Source organism: Paenibacillus sp. J31P13 (genome assembly GCF_056269295.1).
Genome location: NZ_JBWDNR010000005.1, coordinates 231360 through 251838, shown reverse-complemented (window position 1 = coordinate 251838; position 20479 = coordinate 231360). Strand labels below are relative to the sequence as shown.

The 20479-nt window shown below is 41.0% G+C and carries 20 protein-coding genes; 1 reads left to right on the top strand and 19 read right to left on the bottom strand.

All coding sequences use genetic code 11. The features are described from left to right. Positions 1-10: 10 nt before the first annotated feature. Genes AC0YOD_RS18420 through AC0YOD_RS18395 form a run of 6 tightly spaced genes read right to left on the bottom strand, consistent with a single transcriptional unit; the run spans position 11 to position 7037 of the window. Positions 11-1195, bottom strand: a complete 1185-nt coding sequence (locus AC0YOD_RS18420) for a glycosyltransferase (protein ID WP_475800785.1) — start codon at positions 1193-1195, stop codon at positions 11-13. A 14-nt stretch (positions 1196-1209) separates the two neighbouring features. Then, positions 1210-2400, bottom strand: coding sequence for a glycosyltransferase (locus AC0YOD_RS18415; RefSeq protein ID WP_475800784.1), 1191 nt, complete (start codon positions 2398-2400; stop codon positions 1210-1212). Between the two features lie 7 nt (positions 2401-2407). After that, a complete protein-coding gene (locus AC0YOD_RS18410) occupies positions 2408-3565 on the bottom strand; it encodes a polysaccharide pyruvyl transferase family protein (protein ID WP_475800783.1) in 1158 nt (385 codons plus the stop codon). Further along, positions 3562-4611: a glycosyltransferase gene (locus tag AC0YOD_RS18405; protein WP_475800782.1), complete on the bottom strand. Its 1050-nt coding sequence runs from the start codon at positions 4609-4611 to the stop codon at positions 3562-3564. Before AC0YOD_RS18405 ends, AC0YOD_RS18410 begins: the two co-directional genes overlap by 4 nt. Further along, positions 4608-5825, bottom strand: a complete 1218-nt coding sequence (locus AC0YOD_RS18400) for a glycosyltransferase (RefSeq protein ID WP_475800781.1) — start codon at positions 5823-5825, stop codon at positions 4608-4610. The genes AC0YOD_RS18405 and AC0YOD_RS18400 overlap by 4 nt, the downstream gene beginning before the upstream one ends. 24 nt (positions 5826-5849) lie before the next feature. Beyond that, on the bottom strand, positions 5850-7037 hold the full coding sequence (locus AC0YOD_RS18395) for a nucleotidyltransferase domain-containing protein (RefSeq protein WP_475800780.1): 1188 nt from the start codon (positions 7035-7037) through the stop codon (positions 5850-5852). Between the two features lie 205 nt (positions 7038-7242). Here AC0YOD_RS18395 and AC0YOD_RS18390 point away from each other — a divergent pair, with 205 nt between their 5' ends. Continuing rightward, positions 7243-7899 carry an acetyltransferase gene (locus AC0YOD_RS18390; RefSeq protein ID WP_475800779.1) on the top strand — a complete coding sequence of 219 codons (657 nt, stop codon included), beginning with the start codon at positions 7243-7245 and terminating at the stop codon, positions 7897-7899. A gap of 9 nt (positions 7900-7908) precedes the next feature. Here the strand turns inward: AC0YOD_RS18390 and AC0YOD_RS18385 are convergent, their stop codons facing one another. The 13 genes from AC0YOD_RS18385 to AC0YOD_RS18325 form a co-directional block, all read right to left on the bottom strand. Then, on the bottom strand, positions 7909-9090 hold the full coding sequence (locus tag AC0YOD_RS18385; RefSeq protein ID WP_475800778.1) for an aminotransferase class I/II-fold pyridoxal phosphate-dependent enzyme: 1182 nt from the start codon (positions 9088-9090) through the stop codon (positions 7909-7911). Positions 9091-9159: 69 nt separating this feature from the next. After that, positions 9160-9765 carry a sugar transferase gene (locus AC0YOD_RS18380; RefSeq protein ID WP_475801029.1) on the bottom strand — a complete coding sequence of 202 codons (606 nt, stop codon included), beginning with the start codon at positions 9763-9765 and terminating at the stop codon, positions 9160-9162. Positions 9766-9805: 40 nt separating this feature from the next. Next, entirely contained in the window at positions 9806-10543 is a 738-nt protein-coding gene (locus tag AC0YOD_RS18375; RefSeq protein ID WP_475800777.1) for a glycosyltransferase family 32 protein, read from the bottom strand. 13 nt (positions 10544-10556) lie between these two features. Further along, positions 10557-11630: an EpsG family protein gene (locus AC0YOD_RS18370; protein ID WP_475800776.1), complete on the bottom strand. Its 1074-nt coding sequence runs from the start codon at positions 11628-11630 to the stop codon at positions 10557-10559. Further along, positions 11611-12534, bottom strand: coding sequence for a glycosyltransferase family 2 protein (locus AC0YOD_RS18365; RefSeq protein WP_475800775.1), 924 nt, complete (start codon positions 12532-12534; stop codon positions 11611-11613). Before AC0YOD_RS18365 ends, AC0YOD_RS18370 begins: the two co-directional genes overlap by 20 nt. Further along, positions 12500-13645, bottom strand: a complete 1146-nt coding sequence (locus AC0YOD_RS18360; RefSeq protein WP_475800774.1) for a glycosyltransferase family 1 protein — start codon at positions 13643-13645, stop codon at positions 12500-12502. Before AC0YOD_RS18360 ends, AC0YOD_RS18365 begins: the two co-directional genes overlap by 35 nt. Continuing rightward, on the bottom strand, positions 13630-14796 hold the full coding sequence (locus AC0YOD_RS18355) for a glycosyltransferase family 4 protein (RefSeq protein ID WP_475800773.1): 1167 nt from the start codon (positions 14794-14796) through the stop codon (positions 13630-13632). The genes AC0YOD_RS18360 and AC0YOD_RS18355 overlap by 16 nt, the downstream gene beginning before the upstream one ends. 21 nt (positions 14797-14817) lie before the next feature. Further along, positions 14818-15699 (bottom strand): UTP--glucose-1-phosphate uridylyltransferase GalU, encoded by an 882-nt coding sequence (galU, locus tag AC0YOD_RS18350; protein WP_475800772.1) that lies wholly within the window; start codon positions 15697-15699, stop codon positions 14818-14820. Positions 15700-15724: 25 nt separating this feature from the next. Then, complete coding sequence (locus AC0YOD_RS18345; RefSeq protein WP_475800771.1) at positions 15725-17551, bottom strand: polysaccharide biosynthesis protein; 1827 nt, start codon at positions 17549-17551, stop codon at positions 15725-15727. A 323-nt stretch (positions 17552-17874) separates the two neighbouring features. Next, on the bottom strand, positions 17875-18549 hold the full coding sequence (locus AC0YOD_RS18340; protein ID WP_475800770.1) for a CpsD/CapB family tyrosine-protein kinase: 675 nt from the start codon (positions 18547-18549) through the stop codon (positions 17875-17877). Further along, entirely contained in the window at positions 18530-19273 is a 744-nt protein-coding gene (locus AC0YOD_RS18335; RefSeq protein WP_475800769.1) for a YveK family protein, read from the bottom strand. Before AC0YOD_RS18335 ends, AC0YOD_RS18340 begins: the two co-directional genes overlap by 20 nt. A gap of 98 nt (positions 19274-19371) precedes the next feature. After that, a complete protein-coding gene (locus AC0YOD_RS18330) occupies positions 19372-19788 on the bottom strand; it encodes a helix-turn-helix domain-containing protein (RefSeq protein ID WP_475800768.1) in 417 nt (138 codons plus the stop codon). A 498-nt stretch (positions 19789-20286) separates the two neighbouring features. After that, positions 20287-20436, bottom strand: a complete 150-nt coding sequence (locus AC0YOD_RS18325) for a hypothetical protein (protein ID WP_475800767.1) — start codon at positions 20434-20436, stop codon at positions 20287-20289. Positions 20437-20479: the final 43 nt, after the last annotated feature.

Here is a 20479-nt window from a genome sequence, read left to right as displayed (position 1 = left end):
TTCATACGCCTTAGATTAGGGCGTATAGCTTCTCAATTTCCGACTCCGTCCCTAAGCTTTCACTAGACAACTGCTTGCTTAACGCGTTTCTTAAGCTTTCATCCTCTATCAGCTTTTTAACCCCTTCAAATACAGCCTCAGCATTCATATCAACAATGATCCCATTATGATTATGTTGGATCTGATCCTTTGCTGTACTAAAATTCGTTAATACGATTGGCTTGCACAATATTTTCGCTTCATCAATGGCAATCGATTTCCCTTCAAAACGAGAGGACTGAACGTAAATATCCGCTTGTCTAATGTACGGATAAGGATTTTCCTTTAAGCCTAATAAATAAAAATGCTCTTGCAGCCCATTTTTTTCAATTTGCTGCTCCAACTGACTTCGAAGCTCTCCTTCTCCAATCACGTACCAATTAACGTTATGTCCTGTTTCAATTAACCTTTTACATGCATTGATCGCCATATCAAAGCCCTTTTGATCATTCAATCTTCCAACTGAAACAATAATGCTCGTATCCTTAGCTTTGAATAAAAAATTGATCTCTTTTGACATCTTATGAATTAAGGACGGAGACACAATGTTTTCAATCACCTTTACTTTATGCTTAAACTGCGGAAATCTTTGTTCCAGCACCTCACCGCATATATCCGATACCGTAACGATATGATCCAGCTGTTCAAAGTATTTATTGTCGATAACCGGGTCCATCTGCAGCTTGTCATAATCATTGTGGATAAAACCAAGCTTAACGGCCGCATTGACCTTCTCAATGCTGAAATAAACAGGGTTCTTCTCTAAAAATCCGATGGCTGCATCATATTTTTTATCAAGAATAGGCAATGATTTTGAAAGATACTTCCATGCCCTTTGTTCTCTCCTAGCTGGGTTTTTTTCTGTCTGAAAAATATACCCTGCACTTACCCTTGAAAAAGCTAAGCTAATTTTGCCGCGCTTCAAGCAATTCAAAACTGCTTTTTTTATCGACATATCAAAATAGCGATATAATGAAGGTTCCTCCAATACATGGACCGAAGCAGGCAGTTTGTTTAAGAAGATACCTTCTCGCTTAAATAGATACAAATCAACATTGTATCTAGAAAAGTCAATGGTTTGTAATAAGGATAGGAGTGATTTCTCTGCACCGCCGCAATTCAAATTATTCATAACAAACAAAAGATTTTTTTTCACGGTTAATCCACCTATCAGAGAAGTTTATATAATTTATGGATCTCTTCCTCTGTTCCCAATTGTAGTTGTGACAAATACTCCGTCATTCGATTTCTTGTTTCTTTTTCCTGAATAAGCTTTGCCAACCCCGCGGCGATAGCTTCCGCATTCAAATCTACGATCATTCCTTCAATCCCATCCTTAATCTGATCCCTTGCTGTACTAAAGTTAGTAATTAATATGGGTTTTTTCAAAATTTTCGCTTCATCAATTGCGATTGCTTTGCCTTCAAACCACGACGTCTGAGCGTAAATATCTGCCTGCTTAATATAGGGATACGGATTTGATCTCAATCCAATTAGCTTTATGGTTTGTTCCAAGCCTTCTGCTGCAATGAGCTCGGTAAGCTTCTGCCGCTCTTCACCTTCTCCAATAATATGCCATTGGAAATGGAAACCTTGATCCACAAGCAGCCTGCAGCTTTGAATTGCTAGTTCAAACCCTTTTTGAGGGTGAAGTCTTCCAATTGAAAGAATGATCGATTCATTATTTTTACGATTATAAATATCATGTGTATCTATCTCGGCTAGTTTATTAATGATTATTGGGGATACGATATTATGAATGACGTTAATCTTGTGGTTCTGATTTGGAAATCTTTTTTTCAAAATATTGCCGCATTCTTCAGAAACCGTAACGATATAATCTAGTTTTTGAAAATAGTCCAAATCGAAATAGGGATTCATCCCCAATTTGTCATAATCATTATGTACCCATCCTATTTTTGTAGTAGCATTCACTTTCTCCATGCAAAAATAAGTAGATGATTTCTCTAAAAATCCAATTGCCACATCATATTGCTTATCGATTTTATCCATTGACTGAGCAATGTATTTCCAACTGTTTTGCTCTCTGATACTGACGCTGTGTGATACTCTGTTTCTGTAGCTAAACATAATTCTGCTATAGGCTAAAGCTGCCTTTTTGGAGCGTAAAAAATACGATACCGCATCCCACAAAGGCATGACAAAACTTTTATAATTTTCTGGTAAAGGAAGCAATTCAACATCACTTGGTATCATATCCATAAAAATACCTTCATGATTAAACATAAATAAGTCCACATCATAATTTTCAAAGTCAATTTGAGTAAGTAGATTAACTAAACTTCGTTCAGCTCCGCCTGCGGAAAGGCTAGGTATAACGAACAACAGTTTTTTTCTCATAGCCATCTCAAACTAACCCACTTACATATTCAACTGCTTTATAGGACATCTTCTGAATATTTGGAATCGCATGCTTCAGTTTATTTTTGATTTCATCTTCTTCCCTAACCATTTCATTGAACTTTCCGATTAGCTTGCGGCTGTCCGAAATCTCCTCGATACCAAGTACAAGCTTCTCTTCTCCAAAAATATCCTGAGCAATTCCCTTCGATTTGACGCTGTACCCAAGCACCATAGTTGGAACGTAATTGGAGTATGCTGCAATCGTTGCGTGCGTTCGAGCCCCAATAAAGAACCTCATTCTAGCGATATAACCTTTGTATTGAATAGCCGTTAAATCATCAGGCAGCAAAATGACTCTTCCGGTATGTTTGAATGCTTCATAATAACCACTTAGCACTTCATAATCATTATTTCCATCTATCATCACGTGGGGAGTAAGCGCGATCGTCATATCCGTTGTCGTTAAAATATGAAGAATAAGCTCTTCCACTGCAGTCTGCGATTGCCGATTCCGCTTCCAGACCAATGGACTGAAATTAAGTCCAACCGTATTGCCCTCTTGCCAGCCCTCAGGCAGAGCGAGTTCTTCCTTTTCCATTGTAAAAGCAGGGTCGGCGCATAATCTGACATTTTTCAAACCCTTGCGCAAGAGCATATTATAGGTCAACGTCTCTCGAGAGAGAATCAGATCGAATAGCTTCAAGTCCTCCAGCTTTCTTGGTGTCATATCCTCTTCACCGATAGAGCATCCCCAGAGAACAAGCTTCTTTCCTTTTGCTTTAACCCGCTTATCAATTTCATACCAACCTGGCTGCTCACCATAGCAATAGTTGTCGCCACCTATGGAGAGTATGACGTCCATGCCATTTATGTTTTTAATAATATTATGATGAATTTTTCCAAGCGCATAGGATTCATCTTTGAACAATTTTACTTTTAAAGAAGAGACAAACCAATCCATCGAATATTTTTTTATGCTAAGCGTTCTGCCATCATAAATCCCATCCAGCTTTGTTAGTATTTGATCACTCTCAGGTCTAGTTGATGCCAAATACACTTTCGCGTCACTTATTCGTTCCTTTAGAATGTCCGTTGACGATCGAACGATAGCTTCACAGCCTCTATTCAAGCTGCCATCATGAGCAAACATCATAATCTTCATTGCTTTACCCCCATTTTTCCATTTCTAAATCTGCTGTAAGTGGTTAGCATATACAAGCCTACTATCGATTTTCTTTTCATAAGGCTTATAATTAGTTTCTTATATCTGTCCATATTTATTTCCATTTCCTTCATATAAATAGGCAGCGCATATCTTACCTGCTGATGAACAATCATTTTTTTGACGTAACGAAACTGATCACTAATGCTGATTTCTGGTGTAGGCTTTAAATAGATATGTATGTACGCCATTACGCTATGTATAAGCCTTATGGATTTCAATTGATTTATCCTTGCTCCATCAATCAATCCGATATAGCAATCAGGAGGCTGCGATTCATACACCTCTAGCGCTCTTAAAAAATAATTTTTCTGAGATATGCTTCTAGTCGCGCTCCCTGTTACTTCCCGATAATGATAGCCAGAATAATCGACGTACAAGAGCGTCTTAATATGACTAAAGAACAGCATGTTAAACATACCGTCTTCTCCAAGTGCTACCTGCACGGGGAATTTCACATCATGCTCTCGCAATAGTTGATTTCGGTAAATTTTGTTGCATGCTGTGTTCCACTCATCCGTCCTTAAAAATTGCGGTAAAATTTCTTCTCTAATGAAGCTCGATGTCAGAACAACCTCAGATGGAATATCATAGCGCGTAATAACCTCATGACCATCCATTTCACTTATAAAATTAGATAAAACCACATCGCAATCTCCAAAGCTAGCCTCTTTGTAAAGACGTTCAAACATATCCGCATCCACATAATCATCTGCATCAACGAACCCTACATATTGTCCACATGCAGTCTCTACGCCTATATTTCTAGCTGCACTGACACCTTGATTTGTTCCGTGAATAGCCATAATACGTGAATCTGCAGCACGGTATCTCTCAATAATGTCAGCACTCTGGTCTGTTGAGCCGTCATTTACAATAATAAATTCGCATTCCTTTAACGTTTGGTTAAGAAGGGATTCGATACACTGACTTATATAAGCTTCAGCGTTATACACCGGTACGATTATACTCACCTTTATACTCAACTGACGCTTCTCCCTTCCGCTCCAATCAGCTCATAGAGCTTCTCTAACTCATAGCCGTTGCTGTAATCAAACTGCTGGCAGTTATGGGCCAAGCGAGCCCTAAGCTCATCATCTACGTACAACCGTTCTATTCCAGCTGCTATTCCTTCAACAGATAACTCTGTAATAAATCCATCCCATTCATGGTGAACCTGACTTGGCGCTGTTGGATAATTCGTAATAACAATGGGCTTACCCAGTATTTTTGCTTCAGTCACCGTAACCGCCTTGCCCTCATATCTGGAAGGCTGTACATAAAGATCGCACTCATTCATATAGGGATAGGGATTCGTTTGCTTTCCCAATAGAATAAAGCTATTTCCTAGCTCATATTCAGCTATAAGCTCACGAATAGCCTCTTCATCACCGCCATACCCGACAATATACCAAGCGATATCGGTATAGCCTTTGTCGATAAGCAGCTTCATCGCTCTTACTGCATTATCAATTCCTTTTGCATGTGAAAATCTAGCTACTGACATCAGCTTAAATCGTTGATCCCTTTTCATCGGGTTTGTTTCGCATGCTTCATGAGCCATATTTTTTATAAAAGCTGGAGACATAATATTTTCCATAACAACCACTTTACTTCTAAGCGATCCATACTTTTCGAGGAAGGATTCTTTACAGGCATCTGATACCGCCATTATAAAATCGAACTTATCCCACATTTTCAAGTCAAGCTCACTGTTGGTTGCGATTGTAGAGTAATCCGTATGTATCCATGCGATTTTTGTATTCGCATTAACCTTATCGGCTACGTAGTAATGCGGCCAAAGATAGCTGATCGCTACATCGTAAGCTCTCTTCTCCTTGGGTAGAAACGGCAATGCATATTTCCACATTAATTGCATTTGATAATATCCCGTTTCTTTCGCACCGCTGCGTCTGCCCTCAAATTGTGAATGCAGCTTAGCTAGAACCCGTGAAAGCCCAATAGCAAATTGCTTGCCTTTAAGCGTTTCACTTATGGATTTGCGGAAAGAGGCGTACTGCGGCACTTCATCAAGAAGATTAGCTTTGTCGGAGAGCAGACTCATGAAATCCCCTTGATGGCGATAAAGCATTAAATGAACGTCATAATTGCGATAATCAAATTCATCCAGCAAACCCGCGAGGCTTCTTTCGACCCCGCCAACTTCCATATCATAGGAAGCAATTAATAGATTTCTCATATTGATCTCCTCCGCTATGATCCCTTAGGAATACTGGCGTTTCCGCGTCTTTCTCCATGCCCATAAGAAAGGACGCAATGGGAAATAAAGAAAGTGAAGCTGCTTCGGTAAAGATAAGGTCTTTGCATCTTCTGGGTAAGGGAATAAGAAGCTAGCCATAAATTGAATTTTTTGCCCTGTTGTATACAATGAAAATAAGTAACGCTTATGATATTTATCCACATCCTCTGGAAGGGGCGGCGTATGTAAATTAATCATTCTCTGCACATAGAACATGGCATCCTCTGCAAGCCACTCCGTTCTTCTTCCTATGAGCAGCGGCTTCATTTCTTCACGAAGCGGTACCGAAAGTAAGCGCGAAGCTAGAAATAGGGCTTGGCCTCCCAAGTGCAAGTAATGATGCTTTTTGAGCAATTGAACAAGCTTGGGCCAATCTATACGTTGATTAACTAAATATTTAATATCCAGCAGCCAGCGCAATCTAGACCAACCATGTCTTGCACCGTGAGAAACAAGGAATAGAAAGAGATCCTCCCTACCCAAATAGAAGATAGGCCGGCTGATCAATGAGCTTTTTCGCTTCCTAGCCCATAAATCATCAAAGCATGGTTCCTTAGATGGTGATGGATTTAATCGCCAATGCACCTCTACCTTTATCTGTTTTGTCGGATGGTTGAAAATAATATGATGATGTCTCCACTTCCAATCATTGAGGACCGTTTCGATATAATCATCCTTCTCATAACCAAGCTCGATTAGCATAGCTTCTGCTTGCTCCAAATCATTCAGTGGAATTAGGAAATCCAGATCACATGACGTTCGCAGAGATACATCCCCATAAAGATCGGCTGCAATGACTGGACCCTTCAAAAATAGAGCCCGAACGCCCCGATCCGCGAAAGATTTAGCAATTTGCTCCATTTCACCAGATAACGCCAACATTTGCAGCGTATTTCGATAATAGTCGCGATGAAATAATTGCTTTACAAAAACAGGTATATCAACGAATTTGCTGTCTTGTATAATTCTATTTAGAGATGGAAAGACCCGATGATGCCTCGCCAACTTAATAAATTGATTCCATTCAGCCTCACGCAGAAGCTCGCTAATCTCAAATGTTTGATCAGCATCCTGGTCCATTGCGAGGAGCGCAAGGAGCAATCTCAGCTCGCCGTTTAAGTCATGCGTATGGACGGTAACATCGTTATTCATGAGTTTCTCCTTCAATTCGATTATCCAATAACGAACAAATAAACCTATTGTTGTTCTATAAAACGAACACTCATACAGAATATCATCTTTCATAATTTCTGTCAATTCATATGGATATTGTATTTTACTTAGAAATACCATTTAAAACCTGCTAGAATAATAGAGGACTAAACAAACTAATCAATAACAGGGGGGCTTGTTTCTTTTGCAAAATATAGTTGTTTACGGCGCAGGAGGCCACGCTAAAGCTGTCATCGATATTATCGAGAAAGCAGGCTTCTATCGAATCATTGGCTTACTGGATGCAAATAAATTACCAGGCACTATCGTATATGGCTATGAGGTTTTGGGTGATGATGCTTGGCTTGCTTCAAATCAAACATCCATCATAGGCGGTATCATCGCCGTTGGTGATAATTGGGTCCGTTCGCAAATTGCTGCTCGCATTCTCTCCGTTTATCCTGGCTTTGCCTTTATTAATGCCATTCATCCCTTATCCTCGATTGCAAGAGGCGCTTCGATCGGGGGCGGCAGCGTGATCATGTCTGGTGCAGTAATTAACAGCGACGCTAGAATAGGGGATCATTGTGTCTTCTATCCCAATTCATCTCTGGATCATGATTCTACACTGGGAAACTTTGTTACACTAGCTCCAAATACAGCAACGGGAGGAAATGTTCATATTGGACACTATTCCGTTATCTCTATTGGCGCGAATATTATTCATGGTCGCATGATTGGCGAACATACCGTCATAGGTGCTGGCTCTACCGTCCTATCCGATATTGCCTCTAACAGTATTGCATATGGAACACCGGCAAGAGTCGTTCGGTCACGTGAAGTCGGAGAACGCTATCTCTAATGGCAATGATTATGCCGTTTGAACGGAATGGTCAGCGATTGTATTTAATAGATCATTAATACAATCTACCACTCTCACCTGCTCAACGACTGACATACTTGAACCTGAGGGCAAACAAATTCCTGTTTTAAAGAGCTGCTCGCATACAACCTCATTCTCGGAATGCGCATAAAATTTCGCTCCCGCAAATACAGGCTGCATATGAAGCGGCTTCCATACAGGACGTGCTTCAATATTTTGTTCTGCTAAAGCTTCAATTAGAAGCGGAATGCTTACTCCTGTTTCCTGTTCATTTACTGTCATTGCAGTCAGCCAGCGATTGGATTTGCTGTTCGCCAGCTCCGGCATGAAGCCAATGCCGATCCGAGAGGCAAATGCTTCCTCATATTTTTTGTAAATCGCCCTTCTTGCTTCCACACGCTCATCCAGCACTTCTAATTGCGCTCTGCCTACCCCAGCAAGCAGATTACTCATTCGGTAATTATACCCAATCGTACTATGCTGATAATGAGGTGCGAGATCTCTTGCTTGCGTAGCAAGGAATCGTGCTTTTTTCAATAATTCAACATCATCAGAAACGAGCATTCCCCCGCCTGAGGTTGTAATGATCTTGTTTCCATTAAAGGAGAAAATTCCGATTTTACCAAACGAACCGCTCTTCTTGCCTTTATAAGATGAACCAAGTGACTCCGCCGCATCTTCAATGACAGGTATCTCGTGTTGATCACATAATCTCAAAATCTCCGACATTTTCGCACTTTGACCGTATAGGTTTACAACGACGACCGCTTTCGGCAGCCAACCTTCCTTTATGGCTTCATCGAGCGCTCTCTCCAGCGCTTGCGGTGACATATTCCACGTCTCGGGCTCAGAATCAATAAAGACCGGCTCTGCCCCCAAATAGCAAATTGGATTCGCACTTGCGATAAAGGTAAAGCTGGAGCAAAACACTCGATCTCCTTTGCCTACATCTAATAGATGCAGAGCTAAATGCAGCGCTGCTGTCCCCGAGCTCACTGCCGCCGCATCTTTCATTCCTGTATAGGCGGCAATTTCTTTTTCAAACGCGTCGATATGCGGTCCAAGCGGTGCAATCCAATTGGTAGCGAAAGCCTCATCAATATACTTCTGTTCATTCCCGCTCATATGAGGCGCTGATAAAAAAATCTTTTGATTTTTATTTTCTGACATCGGCTATACACATCCCCATCCAAAATAATAGGCCGTCCTTGCAGTCAAATAATGACTTCAAAAACGACCTTAAGCTTCTATTTTACTCACCGAACCTTGAAATGCAGGCATAGTGACATAGTTTTCATTGCTAACGCCTTCAGATCGAATGACCTTTTTTACGGTTAATAGCAATATTTTAATGTCCAATGCAAAGCTTTGATTTTCCACATACCATACATCATGCTGAAATCTTTCTTCCCACGAAACTGCGTTTCTTCCATTAATTTGCGCCCATCCGGTTATACCGGGCCTGACCAAATGACGCTTTGCTTGTTCATCCGTATAAAGCGGCAAATATTCCATTAGCAGTGGTCTTGGTCCAATGAGACTTAAATCTCCCTTGATAACATTAATGAGTTGAAGCAGCTCATCTATACTGAATTTCCGCATAAAGCTGCCAAATGACGTTAGTCTCAGATGATCGGGCAGCAATTGACCGTAGCTATCCTTTTCATCTGTCATCGTCCGAAATTTATAAACAAAAAAAGGAACGCCATGCTTACCAGGACGTTTCTGCTTGAATATAATCGGCGAGCCTAATTTGAATCGAACCATAATGGCAATGACTAGTATAAATAACGAAGAAATAATGAGGATTATGGATGATACAATAAGATCAAATAAACGTTTTATCATAGATTCGGACTCCTGGCATTCAAATGTTGGATCTTTATTATGAGGACAACATGTCTCTCATTTTAGAAATCACTTTAGGACCGACTATCCGGCTTACTATTCTTTTCACACTTCCTCTTATTCTTACATGAGCCGGAAGCCAGGATTGTGCAAAATGATGAATGGTGTGGCTGTCATTAGTTATGTAATTACCGCCATTAATATAATCATACGGACTAAAATAAGCTCTAGGATAGAAGGTGACACCATTGCTCAGCACCTGATATTGCCCATTTTGAATCAGCCCGTGCTTGCCGCAAATTTTTGTAATAACTGCTGTATTCGTCGTTGTATCCAATGTGCCATCAGGGAGCAGAAAACTTATGCTATCGTAATGCTCTAGCAGTTCTGTCGTCCATGAATGCCCTTTAATTGCGCCCATTGTTCCGGATTGCAGAAATTTCTCATCCTCAAAGCCTGAAAATGCTTCATGATGCAGAAAGGAATCCAGCGGCTTAATCACTTCAACATCGGTATCTAAATAAATACCGCCATATTGCTGAAGGGCATGCAAGCGAACATAATCACTTACAAACGCATACTTTCGCGCCTCATAAGCCTCCTTCACATACCGGTTAGAGGAAATATCAAAATTATCCTCATTCCATTCTATAAATTGATAGTCGCTTAAATACTTCTCCCAGCTTTTCATACATTTCAAGATTTTTCTCGGCTTCTCCCCTCGCCCAAACCAACAATAATGCACGATACGGGGGATTTGCTGGGTTTCATTCACGTCATTTCCTCCTTTACCATGGCCATCTTATATAATCACTCGAATAGCGAATATCCAAAGCAATCACACTCTCGAAATAGAAAAACATGAAGTAAAATAGAAGAATCGAAAAATAGACAAACTTGCGATGCTTCTCTTGAAACAGCTTCACGATCCAACCAAATAATATGAGCTGATAGAGATTAAAATAAATGTTCATTCTTGCGAAAATCCAGTTCTGCGTTGAAATAATAAGCAGAATCAAACCGATTATGGATAAATTAACAATAATATCGCTTTGCGGAAATATTTCTTTGAGCTTATGCCTGCCAAAAAAAGCAATGATCAATGGAACCGCAAAAACAAAAACCCGAATAATGCTAGCTCCGCCCTCATTAAAGCTCTGATATTCCGCATATTGCGTATTCTGGATAGCCGTAAACAACAGTTCCGAAAATTGATTAAAGCCAATGACAATAATTATGGCTACGCTTAATAAAGTAAACGTTGATCCTGTCCACGCTTTTCTCCTAACAATAAAGTAAAGAGGAAGCATAATGAGTGCACTTTGGTGAAGAAAGGATGCAAACAATACAACCAACATATACGTTTTCCATTTGCCTTCAAAAAGCGCCTTAGTCGCCGCAAACACAATAGCAGCTGCTAGAAACTGTCTCAGCCCGTTCATAGAAACGACAAATGCTCCTGATGTAATATATACGTATAAGCTAAGCTCCAGCATTCTAGAGTACTTATACATAACGACAACAATAAGCAGATTAGTGATCAAGGCCGTTGTCAGCAGCAAGATTTGAGGATCATCTGAAATCTGTTTGAGCAGCATTTGAAATAATCCAAATCCAATATCTTTCCGCTGCACAATGCTTACAATGTCAAATTTGTTTACCTCATAGGCATGCGTATAAAAAAATGTATCTCCGATATTATTGCGCAGTCCCGATACGAGAATAAGTGTCATTGCAGCTGCACCCGCCATGATTTTATTCGGATGTGGAAAGTTAGGTCCTATTCTTACCGGAACAGAGTAGAATCTAGCGATAAGCGCGAGTAAAAAAACAACAATCATATTAAGCCAAAGGATAGTCATTTGTCGTTCCTCTCGCTCTATATGTTTTTCTCGTCTTCATCGTGATATACCAGTAAAGCAAGAGACCAGGTATGACGGCTAATACCGTTAGCGCCTTAAACGGGGCATCTTTCAGCCACTTTTTATTAGCGGATAGAAGACAACTTGAAATATAATGAACCGCCTGCCGGTATTTAAAACTAATGCTTCCAAAAGGAAGCTTCATTAAAGCTTTACGATAGAAAGCAAAGCCTTGCGGGTTTTTACGGTATTGATGGAGCATATTGCGCGATGATCCATCCGGCAAATACTCGACATGCACCAGCACCTTATTCATAAGGAGCAGTTCATAGTCCTGATCCAGCAAATGATACTTATAAGCTAGACCTACATAATTCTCTCCCTCAAAAAGCGGATACGGATATTGCTTAGTTAGCGCGCTTCGATAAACCAGCTTCTTATCTCCGCTAATCCCATGCTTCTGATACAAATCAAACAACGTTGATCGGCTGATATGTTGCGGCAGGTCTGTTCCTACCAATCTTCCATCGGTATACGCATCTAGACCAACAAGCCCGCAAACTTCATCTGTACCATGCTCGCTCCAGAAAGTTACGATGTGTTCAACCGCGTCATCAGGCATAAAATCATCAGAATCGATACATACATTCAGCTCTGTTTCTATGTACTCATAAGCTGTATTATGTGCGCCGTGCATGCCTTGATTCTCTTGCTTGATATAACGAATGGACATCTTTTGCTCCGCAATCCAGCCGTTCACTAACGCTTCCGTTGTATCACTCGACCCATCATCAATAATGAGCCAATCAAAATCTTTGCATGTTTGACGCTGAAGGCTTTCATACAATTGATTTAAGCAATAAGCCCGATTATACGTGGGCGTAAACACGGTTAATGTTTTCATGGTTCACCTCGATTTGGGAAGAGTAAAATTCTACTGCTGATTGCGCCGTTATTTGGATGTCATACCCCTTCTTCGCTAAAGCGTCAAAAGGAATCCTTCGTGATTGTCGCTTGGCTGATTCTAGTATTTTGCTCATGCAGCTTGCTCCATCCGTTAAAGAGAAATACTGGATTAATCCGATGCCCATATCGACTTCTGTCGTAATATGATCCGAAATAACACAGGGAAGCCCAGAGCCCTGCGCTTCGATTAACGTAACAGGCAGCCCTTCATGATGGGAAGGAAACAAAAATACATCAAAGACTTGAAGCAGACGTTCGATATCGCTTCTTATACCCAAGAACTTCACTTTATCCGTTAATTGCAGTTCCTTAACCTTTTGCTCAATAGCTGGCCGTAATGGACCATCACCAACTAAAAGAAGAATGCTGTCCTCTCTCATTAGCTGCAATTGCTTGAAGAGATCGATTAGCCCGTTATGATTTTTTTGCGGCGCAAATCTGCCTATATGACCGACAACTAAGCTCTCTTCTGAAATCGCAAGCTCTGCCTTAAGCTCCGAACGAACCGCTGAAGAGAAAGCAAATTTCTCGCAAGGAATACCGTTTTGAAAGATAGACGCAGACTTAGCTTTACCTCCAAATAACCATTTAGCAGCAGCATGTGAGCAGGCTATATACGTCGTCGCAGCTGACTTCACCTTCGTTCCTGCGTACCATTTATACAATCTAGCAGCGATGCTGCCTTCACTTCTTGTATTGTGGCTATGCGCAATCCGCACGGGAATACGGGCAAGGCGAGCGGCACGCAGTACAAATCCACTGATCTTATCCATATGAGAATGAACAATCTGATAAGCGCTGTTTTCTTGAAAAAATCGATTCAATGCACGGGTATAGCCTTTATGACCAGCCTCAGTCAAATAGGGAATACGATGAATCTTACCGCCTAATGCAATAATCTCTTCATCGAACACGCCTTCCTTGCAGGTTAGAAAATCAAACTGCACCTTTGAGCGGTCAATATGACGATATAAATTCATAATAAAAGTTTCAGCGCCGCCGCGATTCATATTCACAACAACATGCAAAATTCTTATAGGACTGCCCACTCTACTGATCTCTCCATTTCATCTTGGGAATGCTCCATAAATGGCTTGTAAATATCACTGAGCTCTCTTGCTACTTGAGCTAATGCATACTTTTTGACCATATCTACACTTTCTGCTCCCATTCGTTGACGAAGGTCCTCAGAGACATTCAGCTGAAGCAGCCTGCTGGCAAAGTCGAATACTTGATCATGCTCAATAATAAAACCATTTACACCCGAAACAACAAGCTCCGAGTGACCTCTATTCCGGGTTGCTACAATAGGCAGGCCGCATGCCATTGCTTCCATCATGTTAACGGGTAAACCCTCTCGCAAGCTGGATGCCACCGCAACATCACACATAGGCAGCAGTGAAGCAATATCATTCCGTTGTCCTAGGAAATGAACCATTGACGCTACACCAAGATCAGACGCTAGCTTCCGCAATGATTCCAACAGTGGACCTTGGCCTGCAAGCAACAGCTTGATTTGAGGTACTTGTTCTTTTATTAAGGCAATCGCACGAATAAGCAGCTGATGGTTTTTGTTTTTGTTGAATTCGGCTGCATAAAATAAAATGAAATCATCCGTTCGATAATCTAGATCCTGACGCAGCCGCCACTTCTCTATTTTTTGCACCGGTTTAAATTGAAGCGTGTTGACACCGACACCATGAACATGCGCTATTTGTTTTGCCTTAAAACCCCTGTCTACAGCCAGATTATAATCCTCGCTATTAATGGTGATGAGGCAGTCTGTATAGCTAGAGAGCTTCTTCTCGATTGGATAATAAATGAGCCAATTAAGAATGGATGATCCTTTGCAAAAATGAAAGCCATGCGCGGTATAAATGACTTTTGTACCCTTTCGTCTTGCAGCTTGCGCAGCCAAACGAGCCAGCACCCCTGCAGTTGGCGTATGGCAGTGAATGATGCTGTACTCCTGCTCCTTAATAATTCCTTTAAGCTCCTGATAGGCTCTTCTATTATTTAATCGAAGCGGAGACCGCTCAATGGACAAATGAAACCTCTTATCGACAAAAGGGAGGTCCAACTCGCCCTTGGCAGCGATATGAACCTCCCAACCCTGTTCATTAAACCATTCCATAATGGGCAAATGAAAAGCCTTGAAATGGTAATCAACGGTAGCACAAAATAATATTTTATTAGGCATGGTTACCATCCTGTTTACTTATTATTTGCGAACGCCTTCTCTCTCCACCATTCGAGACAAGTATTCAAGCAGCTCATATCTCAGGTCATCGCGCTGCAAAGCAAACTCGATCGTCGTCTGAATGAAGCCCATTTTCTCACCAACATCATAGCGTACGCCATCAAACTCATAGGCATAGACAGCTTCGGATTGATTCAATGCTGCTATTGCATCCGTAAGCTGAATTTCCCCGCCTGCGCCTGGTTGTTGGCTGCCCAATATGTCGAATATAGCGGGATTCAAAATATATCTTCCCATAATAGCCATATTAGACGGGGCATTCTCTCTAGATGGCTTCTCGACGAGATTTCGAACGCGATGGAAGGCTTCCTCCATTTTTGCACCGTCAACGATTCCATATCTTGAGACTGCTTCTTCCGCTACGCGCTGTACTCCGATAATAGAAGTGTGATATTGTTCATACTTCTCAATCATCTGTCTAATGCATGGCTTTTCCGCAGAGATAATATCATCTCCAAGAAGTACTGCAAACGGCTCGTCGCCGATAAACTTTCTAGCGCACCAGATAGCATGACCGAGTCCCTTCGGCTCCTTTTGGCGAATATAGTGAATATCAACCATATCAGCCGATTTTCGAACTTCGCTTAACAGCTCAAACTTATGCTTTGCCGTAAGAATTTGCTCCAGCTCTAATGAATTGTCAAAATGATCCTCAATCGCTCGTTTCCCTTTGCCCGTTACAATGATAATATCCTCGATACCCGATTCGATCGCTTCTTCTACAATATATTGAATGGTTGGCTTATCCACGATAGGCAGCATTTCCTTTGGCATGGCTTTCGTTGCAGGAAGGAACCTCGTACCCAGCCCAGCAGCTGGAATGATCGCTTTTCTTACTCTCATAGTCTACATAAACTCCTTTTTATTTCTATCCTGTAACGGATACGAATTTTGGTAAAATAACAACATTATTCGCAAGGTCTAGCAGCCGTACGCGCAGCTCAGCTTTGCTCATGGCGTTAAACTCTTGAATCAGCTCCTCGATTTCCTCGAAAGGAACCTCAAAGGATTTACCGATATAAATTTTTGGATAAACCTGCTGTTCATCCATCTCATGATCCTTCAGCATTTCTTCAAACAGCTTCTCTCCAGGCCTAATGCCTGTATATTGAATGCCGATTTCCTCTACTGTAAACCCTGACATACGAATCACATTTTGCGCCAAGTCGGTTATTTTGACAGGGTCGCCCATGTCCAGCACAAAAATCTCTCCGCCCTTCGCAAGCGCTCCTGCTTGAATAACAAGTCGTGAAGCTTCAGGAATGGTCATAAAATAGCGAACCATATCCGGATGAGTAACCGTCACAGGACCACCCTTCTCAATCTGCTTTTGGAACAACGGTATAACACTGCCTCTGCTCCCAAGTACATTTCCGAAGCGCACCGCTACAAACTTCGTCGTACTAAGTCGATCCATGTGCTGAATGATCATTTCAGCTATTCTTTTCGTCGCGCCCATCACACTCGTTGGATTTACCGCTTTATCCGTGGATACCATGACAAAGGTTTCAACTCGGTTTGCACTCGCAGCTTTTGCCGCATTCAGTGTACCAAGCACATTGTTTTTGAAAGCTTCCTCAGGATTTCTTTCCATTAGCGGCACATGCTTATGCGCTGCTGCGTGATAGACCACCTGTGGCCGATGGGTTCCCATAACACTCAACATTTTGGCAGCGTCCTGCATGTCGGCTATTTCCGTAACGATTTGCATTTTTGTATGACCATAAAGCTCTCTCAGCTCCAACTCAATGGAATAAATGCTGTTCTCGCCATGACCTAACAAAATGAGCTTCTCCGGTAAAAAACGTGACACTTGTCGACATACCTCAGAGCCAATTGAGCCTCCTGCTCCTGTTACCATAACGACCTTTTGCGTTACATAACCCGATATGCTCTCAATATCCAGCTCAACAGGCTCGCGTCCTAATAAATCCTCAACCTGAACATCACGGAATTGGCTGACCGACACTCTGCCAGTAGCCAAATCCTCAAGCATCGGAATGATTTGTGTTTTTGCTTTTGTTTTGGCACATTCCGTAAAGATCGTATTCAGCTGTTTTTTGCTTAACGATGGAATGGCGATGACAATACTGTCAATTTTATATACAAGCGCCATCTTCGTAATATTTGCTACTCCGCCGACGACCGGGATGCCCATGATATCTAATTTATGTTTGTTTACATCATCATCGATGAAAGCTATTGGCAATAACTCCTTGTCACTGTTGCTCAGCAATTGTCTCGCCAGCATCGTACCTGCAGAGCCTGCTCCAATAATTAACGTACGTTTCCGTTGTCCAGCATGCTTTTGATAGCCACCGCGGAAAATTCTCCAGCAAAACCTAGAACCGCCTATAAGCAGAATATGTATCATCCAGGTTACAGCTAATAAACGAAAAAATACGTCATGCAATACAATCTGTTGAATGATGGCTGCTGCGACAATCGATAAAGACACGGACCTTGTAATAATCATAAGCTCACCGACACTGGCATACTCCCATGCCTTCTTATAGAGCTTGTAATAGAAAGAAAAGAAATGATGGCTTAACAACAGTGTTATCGAACTAATGACTATCGGAATCGTCACCACGTTAAGTGATGCATCCAGCAAAAACCTGCTAAAAAAAATAGATGTCAGTACAATAAGCGAGTCGATTAGAACCAAAAAAAATAATCGTTGTCGATACGTCAAAACCAGTTCACCCTTTCAAGATCATACTTGTAATGAATATGCGGCTTGATAGAACACCTCATTAAAGTGTTTAACTAAAAAGTTTTAGTCAAAAACCTTATAGTTAAAAACTCTAAGCTTAAAAAAATGGGGCATTTAACCCCCCCTCACACCACACTTTTGACGACTTGCGTCTAAGGTTCTCTGCAACCCACAGCATGATCGAGTGCCTCCATTGATAACGGTGAGGAGGCATTACCGAGCATATACTTTCACATAGAGAACAATAATGTACTTTATAAAGAACATTATTGCGTAAAAAAAGCGCTAGCTGATTGCGATCATCAAACGCTCTTTTTATTAAGTATGACGCCTAAAATATTTGCTTTTGCAAATAGCAGTGCACGCTTTGCTTCAATGGCATGATTTTGCTGTGTTTTACCGCTGTTCAGCAGAAGAATTACGCCATCACATTTGTCTACAAGCGCATTGGTGTCCGGCACACCTAGAACAGGAGGGCAATCCAGCAGAATCATATCATAATTGGAAGAAGCAAATTCCATAATCGTATTCATAAATTGAGAATTCAGCAGCTCCGTTGAGTTATGAAACCGCAAACCACTTGGTAAGATGTCTAGGCCTTCGACCTCTGTATTGTAGATGGCCTCACGAATTTCCAACTGCTGACCAAGAACATTCGATAAGCCAGGTGAAATTTGAACATTAAATATTTTATGAATAGATGAGTTTCTAAAATTCGCGTCAATAATCAATACTCGATCACCGCGCTGAGCCATGCATATGGCTAAATTCACAATAGCTGTTGATTTACCCTCGCCTTCAGAAGGCGAGGTAACAAGAAGTGACTTAATCTTTTTTCCATTAGATGCATACTGAATATTATTTCGGATCGTTCGATATTGCTCAGAAATTGATCCATGAGAATGGTTATACGATAGTAAGCTGCGATTTACAAATGATTTTGCTGTTTTTTGTCTCTCACGAACCAATGGTTTCACCTCGCACGACAATGTTCTTTTGTTTTTTAGATCGTTTGGCATATTCTTTTCTTTTCATTTTGCTCACTTGTCCCAGCATCGTTAATCCTAGCAGCTCTTCGATTTCTCTCTCTGATTTGATAGAGTCATCAAGTGCATCCAATAATAACGTTAAGCCGATTCCCAGTATTAGACCAATGAATAAGAAAATGAATACGATTCGGTTGGTCTTCTCATTAATGTCATAAGGATTAGCCTGTGCCTCGGTCAATACACGTATATTGTTGATTCCAAGCATTTCGGAGGCAACGCGTTTGTAAACTTCTACACTTTTGTTTGCAATGCTCGCTGCAAGCTCCGGATCGGAATCCACTACCGTAATTACCGTTACGATAGAAGCATCTACATTGTTGGCATGAATTTGACCTCTAAGCTCACCAACAGAACGATTAAGACCTAGCTCCTCAATGACCTTTGTCAAAACGATAGGTTCACGAAACATCACTTTGAGCGTTCCCATCATATCCTGTGTAGAAACAATCATGACTCTCGTCGAGGCCGCGTAGGATGGAGACACTGGCCTTGAATTGATTAAAACACCAATAATAGCGAATAGGATAGCAAGCACTACAATCATCCACAAACGTTTTCGTAATACAGAATAAATAGCCTTTATATTTATTTCTTTTCCTTTTTCTTTGTCATTACGTGTTACATGCAATTCTTCTAATTGTTTACTTTCCATTTTACACCTGCTTTTGATGTTTTTTATAAAGAACAATAATACAAGTTTAGTTCTTTATATAGAACATGTCAATACGTGTTTCCGTTTTTACATGATCTTTAATTGTCGTTGTCGATATGTAGAATAATAATGTTCGACGTTTTCTTTTTCTCATTGACCGACATGCTTTTTCCCGTCATTTTCTTTTTCCATTGATTCGATCGGATCAAATCCTTTAATGTTTGAAAATCGCCTTTGCTCATCCCTTCTTCAACAGCGCTTTGAATAATCGCACGCCATTCATCGTCCAAAAATTCATTTTCATGAAGCTTTGGCAAGGATTCTTCTCCAAGTAAATATTCAATATTAGAATCCAAAGGTGCTGCAATTTTAGCCATGACTTGAAGAGAGGGGTTATTCTGCATATTGCGTTCGATGTAGCTCAAATACGACTTAGAGACGCCTGCAAGATCGGCAAGTTTCGTTATCGAATAGCCTTTTTTTTCGCGTAGATTTTTAATACGTTCCCCGATCATAATATTCTCCTTCAGCCAGTTTAGATCTAAACTTCAAACTTAGCATTTGTCTATTCATGCCAGACGTTATAACAGACAATATGTATATTTTAGTTCTTTAATAAGAACAGGTCAACACCATTCATCATATTTTATTGAAATATCGTTCCTTGTCGCTTGAGCTCGTACTACAATATAAGAAAAAAACGTTGATTTTAAGGCTGTGTAGAGCGTTCTCTCGTCATAAATCTTTCTTTTATTTGGACAACCTACTAGTAGCCGTAAGAGTCAGAGTATTCTTTATAAAGAACAATGGTGGGCGATATATACTGTTACAACACTAGGGTTTGCGCGTTGGTTGCTTGGGTGGTTCTTTGAATGGTTAGTGGATGTATGCTTTGTTTGCTCGTTGGAGGCTTCATGAATGGTTAGTGGGAGCGTGCTTTGCTTGCTCATTGTGTGCTTCTTAAATGGTTAGTGAATGCATGGGGCGCTTCCTCGTTGATACTTCTTGAAGGTTTAGTGGACGCATCGTTCACTTGTACGGTGGGTGCTTCTTGAATGGTTAGTGAATGCATGCTTCGCTTGCTCGTTGGTGCTTTTTGAATGGTTAGTGAATGCATGCTTTGCTTGCTCGTTGCGTGCTGCTTGAATGGTTAGTGGGTTCATGGGGGCGCTTCCTCGTTGGGGGGCTTCTTGAATGGTTAGTGAA